Genomic DNA, 6,758 nt, shown 5'->3' on the forward strand with positions numbered 1-6,758 from the left:
GCCGCGGATCCAGCCGATGCGCAGTCCGCCCCAGACGGTCTTGCCCATCGAACCGGTCAGCACGGCCGGACCATGCGCCGCGAGGGGGAGTTCGGACCGGCCGTCGATGGTCAGCTCCGCCATCGTCTCGTCCGCGATCACCACCGTCCCCTCCCGCGTGGCGGCGGCCATCAGACGCGCGCGCTGCGCGGCCGGCATGACCGCGCCGGTGGGGTTGTGGAAGTCGGGCATGACGTACGCCAGCGCGGGCCGGGTCCGTCGGAAGGCCTGCTCGAGGCCGTCCTCGTCCCAGCCCCGGTGCGCATCGACCGCGACGGGGACGAGGCGGCGCCCGGCCGACTTCAGGGCCTCGTAGGCGTGCGGGTAGCTGGGTGCCTCCACGAGCGCCGTGTCGGACCGCCCCATCAGGGTGCGCGCGAGCAGGGAGATGGCGTGCTGGGCGCCGAGGGTGACCATGATCTGCCCCGGCCGGGTCGGCAGGCCGCGGGCGGAATACCGGTCCGCGAGGGCCTGCCGGAGCCGCGGCAGGCCGAGCGGGTCGTAACCGTTCCCGTTGAGGTAGGCGGGAAGCTCGCGTGATGCCCTGGCCGCGGCCTCACCGACCTGCGGTGCCGCCGGCAGTGCCGCCTTGCTGAAGTCGAGCACGACGGCGGCGCCGCCGTCGTCCTGCGGGGCAGCCCCGCGCCCCGGCATGGTCACGACGCTTCCGGAGCCGCGCGTGCTCTCGAGGTACCCGGCCGATCTCAGCCGTGCGTAGGCCGCCGCGACCAGGGTCCTGCTGACGGTGAGCTGCGCCGCGAGTTCACGCTCCGCCGGCAGCCGGGTGCCGAGCGGGATCCGCCCGTCGAGGGTGAGCAGCCGGATACGGTCCGCCAGGGCGGCGTAGGCGGGGCCGACGGTCCGCCAGGAACCGAGTTCGGCGGCGAGGCGGCGGGCGGGGAGAACCATCATGGGGCCACCATCCCACAATTGGCATCTTGATGTACGGCCAATCAGAGGCTCTACTGGGACCATGACGTTCCTCGGCGCCCGGCGCGGGCTGCAGCTCCTCCTCGGCCTGTTCCTCTACGGCTTCTCGCTCGCCATGATGATCCGGGCAACGCTCGGGGTGTCGCCCTGGGACGTCCTGAGCCAGGGCGGCTCCCTGCAGACCGGCATCCCGTTCGGTTTCATGACCAACATCATCGGCGGGATCGTGCTGTTGCTCTGGATACCGCTACGGCAGCGTCCCGGCATCGGCACCATCCTCAACGTCCTGCTCGTCGGTCCGAGCGCCGAGGTGGGACTGGCGCTCCTGGATGAGCCGAACGCGCTGTGGGCCAGGGTCCTGCTCTTCACGGGCGGGCTGGTGCTCCTCGCCGTGGCGACCGGCCTGTACATCGGCGCGCGCCTCGGCCCCGGCCCCCGCGACGGCCTCATGACCGGTATCCACCAGCGGTTCGGGCTGCCGATCTGGCTCGTCCGCACGGCGATCGAGGGTACGGTCCTCCTGCTCGGCTGGCTGCTCGGAGGGTCCGTAGGTCTCGGCACGGTGGCGTTCGCCCTCCTCATCGGTCCGCTGGTCAATGTCGCACTGCCGCTCTTCCGGATCCCCGAGCGTCCCCGCCCGGCCCGCGAGGCCGTGGTCGCGGGCTCCTGAGCGCCGGAGTCCTTTCCGGCGCCTGAGCCTCTCGGGTGGAGGACGGGCGCGGACCTAGACTGGTAGTCCTGCCGCCACCGAGAGGATCCCATGACCACCGATGTCCCCAGCACCGAGACCCGCAGCCCCTGGCGCGAACTCGGAGAGGGTATCCACGTGCTGCGCACCGCCGGGTTCGGACTGAACGTGGGGCTCGTCGTCGGCACGGAGCGGGCGCTCGTCGTCGACACCGGTGCGGGTCCCCTGGGCGCCGCGGAGGTGTTCCGGCACATCCGGGACGTCACCGCGCTGCCCCTGATCGTGGTGAACACCCACGCCCACGCGGACCACTTCTTCGGCAACAGCTACTTCGCCTCCCAGGGTGTCGAGGAGTTCTGGGCGACGTCGCGCTGCAGCGCGGTGCAGGCGGAGCACGGGGACGAGCAGCGTGCGCTGGTCGCCGCCGTCGAGCCAGCGATGGGGGCGGCGGACGGCGACTCCACCGATCTCCTGCCGGCCAACCGGCTCGTCGAGGGCAAGCCCGCGGACCTGGACCTCGGCGGCGTGTCCGTGACGCTGTTCCACCTGGGCCGGGGCCACACCGACCACGACCTCCTGGTCGGCGCGGGCAACGTCCTCTTCACCGGCGACCTCGTCGAGGAGGGCGGCGACCCGGCCTTCGAGGATTCCTTCCCCACGGACTGGGTGCGGACGCTCGGCAAGATGGTGGCGCTGGAGGATCTCTACGACGTGTTCGTGCCCGGGCACGGTCGGCCGGTCTCCGTGGCCGAGGTGGTCACCCAGATGAACAAGATGCGCAGCGCGGTCCGCGTGACGCGCCTCGCCATGGACGAGGCGTCCGTGGACATGACCAAGGCCATCCCGATCCTGCCCTACGGCCCCGAGCAGTCGCGGGCCCTGCTGATCCGCCTGCGGACCCTGGCGCACTGGAAGTGGCTGGCGCGCAAGCACTAGGCACGCGCGCACGACGGCGCGCCGAGCGGCCTCAGGCGGAGGTGCCGAAGACCGTCCGGTCGAGGAAATCGTTGCGGAACTTACCCGAGGGGTCCAGGCGCAGGGCCAGCCTGCGGAAGTCGTCGAACCGGGGATAGGCGGGTGCGAGCTGGTCCGCGCCGGCCAGGAACAGCTTGCCCCAGTGAGGGCGGACCGACAGCGGTGCGAGTGCGGCCTCGATCTCGGGCAGGAGCGCCTCGACCTCCGGCTGCAGCGGCTTCCACGTGAAGTGCAGGCCGATGCCGTCCCGCTGGTAGTTGTTGCTCATCCAGAGCTCGTCCGCGGCCATCGACCGCACCTCCGAGACCAGCAGCAGCGGCGTGATCCTGGGTGCGAGGGCACGCATGGCCTCGATGGCCTCGACGGCGTGCTCGCGACCCACGAGGTACTCGGTCTGCAGTTCCTGGCCGTTGCTGGGTGTGAAGGCGAGGCGGAAATGGGCGAGCCGGTCCGACCATGGTCCGGGAACGCCGAGCTGCTGCGTGCAGTGGTCCGCGGCGACGCCCGGTACCGGGTGGTATGCCCGGTCCGCCGGCGCACCCCCGTAGAACGTCCCGGGTACCGGTGTACCGCTGTCCGTCCTGGTCTTGAGCCAGGCCTGCCCGATGGTGTCGCTGGACCAGTCCGTGAAGAGGCTGACGCTGTAGGCGGAGGAGGTCGCGGCGTCGTAGTCCGCGAGGACGGCGTCCCACGGCACCTCGGTGAACACGTCCTGGCGTACGTCGAAGGACGGTTCGATGCGCAGGGTCACGCGATGGACGACGCCGAGCGCACCGAGGCCCACCACCATGCCGTCGAAGTCGGCGTCACCCTTGGCCACGGTGAGCACGTCGCCGGACGCCGTCACGAGCTCGAGCCCGACGACGGCGGTGGCGAGGTTGCCGTTGGCGTTCCCGGAGCCGTGGGTGGCAGTGGCGATGGCGCCGCCGACCGAGATGTGGGGGAGCGAGGCCAGGTTGTGGATCGCGAAGCCGTGCCGCTGCAGGTGTTCCGCGAGGACGCCGTAGCGCACGCCCGCCGCCACCGTGACGGTGAGCGCGTCGGCGTCGATCTCGACCCCCGGATCGAGGACGTCCAGGGCGATGAGGGTCCCCGGGGTGTCGGCGATGTCGTTGAAGGAGTGGCGCGAGCCGAGTGCCCTGACGCGGTCGGCTCCGGCCACGGCACGCTGCAGCTCCGCGAGGGAGGTGGGGTGCTCCATCGTCCGGGCGCGGTACTCGTAATTGCCCGCCCAGTTGAGCCGGTCCCGTACCTGTTCCTCGATCATGGTGGTCCTTGTCTGCCCGGTGTCGCGACGATGGGAGAGGTGCTGCGCACTCCGTCCGCACAGGGTGCCCGCCTATCCTACAACGTTGTAGACTCACCTCACGCGTGGCGTACAGGGCATCACGGGTGGATCGAGGGAGCGGCATGGCGGCCACACTGAAGGACGTTGCGCTGGCGGCCGGTGTCTCGATCAAGACCGTCTCCAATGTCATCAACGACTACCAGCACATCCGCGCCGACACGAAGCAGCGGGTCATGGAGGCCATCGCCGAGCTCGGCTACAGCCCCAATCTCTCGGCGCGCAGCCTGCGCTCCGGCAGGACCGGCGTCATCGGTCTCGCCGTCCCGGAGCTCTCGCTGAGCTACTTCGCCGAACTCGCGGGTTCGATCATCAAGGCTGCCGAGCGCCGTGGACTCAAGGTCCTCATCGAGCAGACGGGCGGGGACCGCTCCCACGAACTCGAGATCCTTTCCAGCCCGCGGCTCCAGATGACCGACGGCCTGCTGTTCAGCCCCCTCGGCATGTCGAACGAGGATGCCCACCATCTGAACGTGAACTTCCCGCTCGTCCTCCTCGGTGAGCGGATCTTCGGCGGCCCCACCGACCACGTCACCATGAGCAACGTGGAGTCGGCGCGGGCCGCGACCGCGCACCTGCTCTCCAAGGGGCGGCGCCGCATCGCCGTCGTCGGTGCGCACGAGGGCGAGGTCATCGGCTCGGCGGGACTCCGGCTGCAGGGCTACCGGCAGGCCCTCGAGGAGGCGGGCATCGCGTTCGAGCCCGAACTCGTGGCCTATACGACGTTCTGGCACCGGGCCAACGGTGCCCGGTCCATGCGGGAACTGCTCGAGGCCGGCGTCGCGTTCGACGCCGTGTTCGGCATGAACGACACCCTGGCCCTCGGGGCGATGCGCGTCCTGCAGGAGGCGGGCCGGAGGATTCCCGACGACGTCGCCGTCATCGGGTTCGACGACCTCGACGAGGGTCGGTATTCACTGCCCACCCTCTCCACGATCGACCCCGGCCGGGACGAGATCGCGGACACGGCCGTGCGTGTGCTGCAGGAGCGCATCTCCGGACGGGACGGAGAGACGCCGCCCCGGGAGTTCGAGGCCCGGTTCCAGGTCATCGAACGGGAGTCCTCGGCGCTTCCCGCCTGACGCTCCTGCAGCAATCGAAAATATCCTCCCGGATGCTTGACAGGTACCGTCCCCACTCTGCATGCTTCTTTCTACATCGTTTACCTACAACGATGTAAACCACGGAACCGACACTTGCGGAAGCCCCCTCCCAGGGAGGTGGACTGCAGGACGGCGGACCCGGATCAAGGAAGATTCGAGCGGGCGCAGCACCTGTGCCCCGGTGATCCTCCTCCCTGCAGCACCCGGACCGGCCGCCCCTCGGGGCGGACCACGGTGGAATCCCACCGCGAGAGGAAGCAAGAGATATGAAAGCCAAGTTCCTGGCAACGGCCGGCATCGTCGCCGCCACTGCCGTAGCACTGACCGGCTGCTCCGGAGGAAGCGGAAGCGGCGGCGGCGGCTCCGAGGAAGCCTCCTGCACCAACACCATCGTCAACGCCGAGGCGCCCCAGGTCACCGTCTGGGCCTGGTACCCCGCGTTCAACGAGGTCGTCGACCAGTTCAACAACGCCAACGACGACGTCCAGATCTGCTGGACCAACGCGGGCCAGGGCAACGACGAGTACACGAAGTTCTCCACCTCCATCGAGTCCGGTTCCGGTGCCCCCGACGTCATCCAGCTCGAATCGGAGGTCCTCTCCAGCTTCACCATCCGCGATGCGCTCGTGGACCTCACCGAATTCGGCGCCGACGACGTCAAGGCGGACTACGCCGAGGGCGCCTGGGAAGACGCGAGCAGCGGCGACGCCGTCTACGCCATCCCCGTCGACGGCGGACCCATGGGCATGATCTACCGCCAGGACCTCTTCGACGCCGCGGGCATCGCGGTTCCCACCACGTGGGAGGAGTTCGAGGCAGCGGCCCGGAAGCTGAAGGAATCCGGCAGCGACGCGGTCATCGGCGACTTCCCGACCAACGGCCGCGCCTTCAACCAGGCGCTCTTCGCCCAGGCAGGGTCCGTGCCGTTCGAGTACGACTCCGCGAACCCGCAGGAGATCGGCATCAACGTCAACGACGACGGTGCCAAGAAGGTCCTGGAGTACTGGGACGGCCTCGTGAAGGACGGCCTCGTCGCGACCGACGACGCCTTCACCGCCGACTACAACACCAAGCTCGTCGACGGCTCCTACGCCGTCTACCTCGCCGCGGCCTGGGGTCCCGGCTACCTGCAGGGGCTGTCCGACGCCGATCCGACCGCCGTCTGGCGCGCGGCACCGCTCCCGCAGTGGGACGCTGCCAACCCCGTCCAGGTGAACTGGGGCGGCTCCACCTTCGCCGTGACGGAACAGGCGAAGGACAAGGAGCTCGCTGCGAAGGTCGCCATGGGCATCTTCGGCAACGAGGAGGGCATGAACCTCGGTGTGGACAAGGGAGCACTCTTCCCGTCCTACGCACCGGTCCTCGACTCCCCGGAGTTCGCCGACAAGGAGTACGAGTTCTTCGGCGGACAGCAGATCAACAAGGACGTGTTCCTCGATGCTGCTGCAGGCTACGAGGGAGCGACCTTCAGCCCGTTCCAGAACTACGCCTACGACCAGCTCACCGAGCAGCTCTACGCGATGGTGCAGGGCGAGAAGGACGCCGGCCAGGCACTCGACGACCTCCAGGCATCGCTCGAGCAGTACGCGACCGAGCAGGGCTTCACCGTGAAGTAGCCGTCCGGGGAGGTGCCCACGGAGACCGTGGGCACCTCCCCGCCCGGTCCGCTGAGCCACCC

Annotated in this window: 6 protein-coding genes; 4 read left to right on the forward strand and 2 right to left on the reverse strand. The window is 69.6% G+C overall.

Annotated features, from left to right (window positions below; translation table 11 throughout):
• On the reverse strand, nucleotides 1–951 hold a 951-nt coding region (locus tag CVO76_RS00280; protein WP_208740282.1), incomplete at its 3' end, for a PLP-dependent aminotransferase family protein.
• A 61-nt stretch (nucleotides 952–1,012) separates the two neighbouring features.
• On the opposite strand from CVO76_RS00280, the gene CVO76_RS00285 reads away from it, so the two are divergent.
• Both CVO76_RS00285 and CVO76_RS00290 read left to right on the forward strand, forming a co-directional pair.
• A complete protein-coding gene (locus CVO76_RS00285) occupies nucleotides 1,013–1,639 on the forward strand; it encodes a YczE/YyaS/YitT family protein (protein WP_133081120.1) in 627 nt (208 codons plus the stop codon).
• Nucleotides 1,640–1,729: 90 nt separating this feature from the next.
• A complete protein-coding gene (locus CVO76_RS00290; RefSeq protein WP_208740283.1) occupies nucleotides 1,730–2,593 on the forward strand; it encodes an MBL fold metallo-hydrolase in 864 nt (287 codons plus the stop codon).
• 31 nt (nucleotides 2,594–2,624) lie between these two features.
• Here the strand turns inward: CVO76_RS00290 and CVO76_RS00295 are convergent, their stop codons facing one another.
• A complete protein-coding gene (locus CVO76_RS00295) occupies nucleotides 2,625–3,899 on the reverse strand; it encodes an FAD-binding protein (RefSeq protein WP_133081118.1) in 1,275 nt (424 codons plus the stop codon).
• A 143-nt stretch (nucleotides 3,900–4,042) separates the two neighbouring features.
• Between CVO76_RS00295 and CVO76_RS00300 the strand changes: the two genes are divergently transcribed.
• Both CVO76_RS00300 and CVO76_RS00305 read left to right on the forward strand, forming a co-directional pair.
• Nucleotides 4,043–5,059, forward strand: coding sequence for a LacI family DNA-binding transcriptional regulator (locus CVO76_RS00300; RefSeq protein ID WP_133081117.1), 1,017 nt, complete (start codon nucleotides 4,043–4,045; stop codon nucleotides 5,057–5,059).
• A 287-nt stretch (nucleotides 5,060–5,346) separates the two neighbouring features.
• Entirely contained in the window at nucleotides 5,347–6,696 is a 1,350-nt protein-coding gene (locus CVO76_RS00305) for an ABC transporter substrate-binding protein (RefSeq protein WP_208740284.1), read from the forward strand.
• Nucleotides 6,697–6,758 lie beyond the last annotated feature (62 nt).

The organism is Arthrobacter agilis (assembly GCF_002953615.1).
GTDB classification, from domain to species: Bacteria; Actinomycetota; Actinomycetes; order Actinomycetales; family Micrococcaceae; genus Arthrobacter_D; species Arthrobacter_D agilis_B.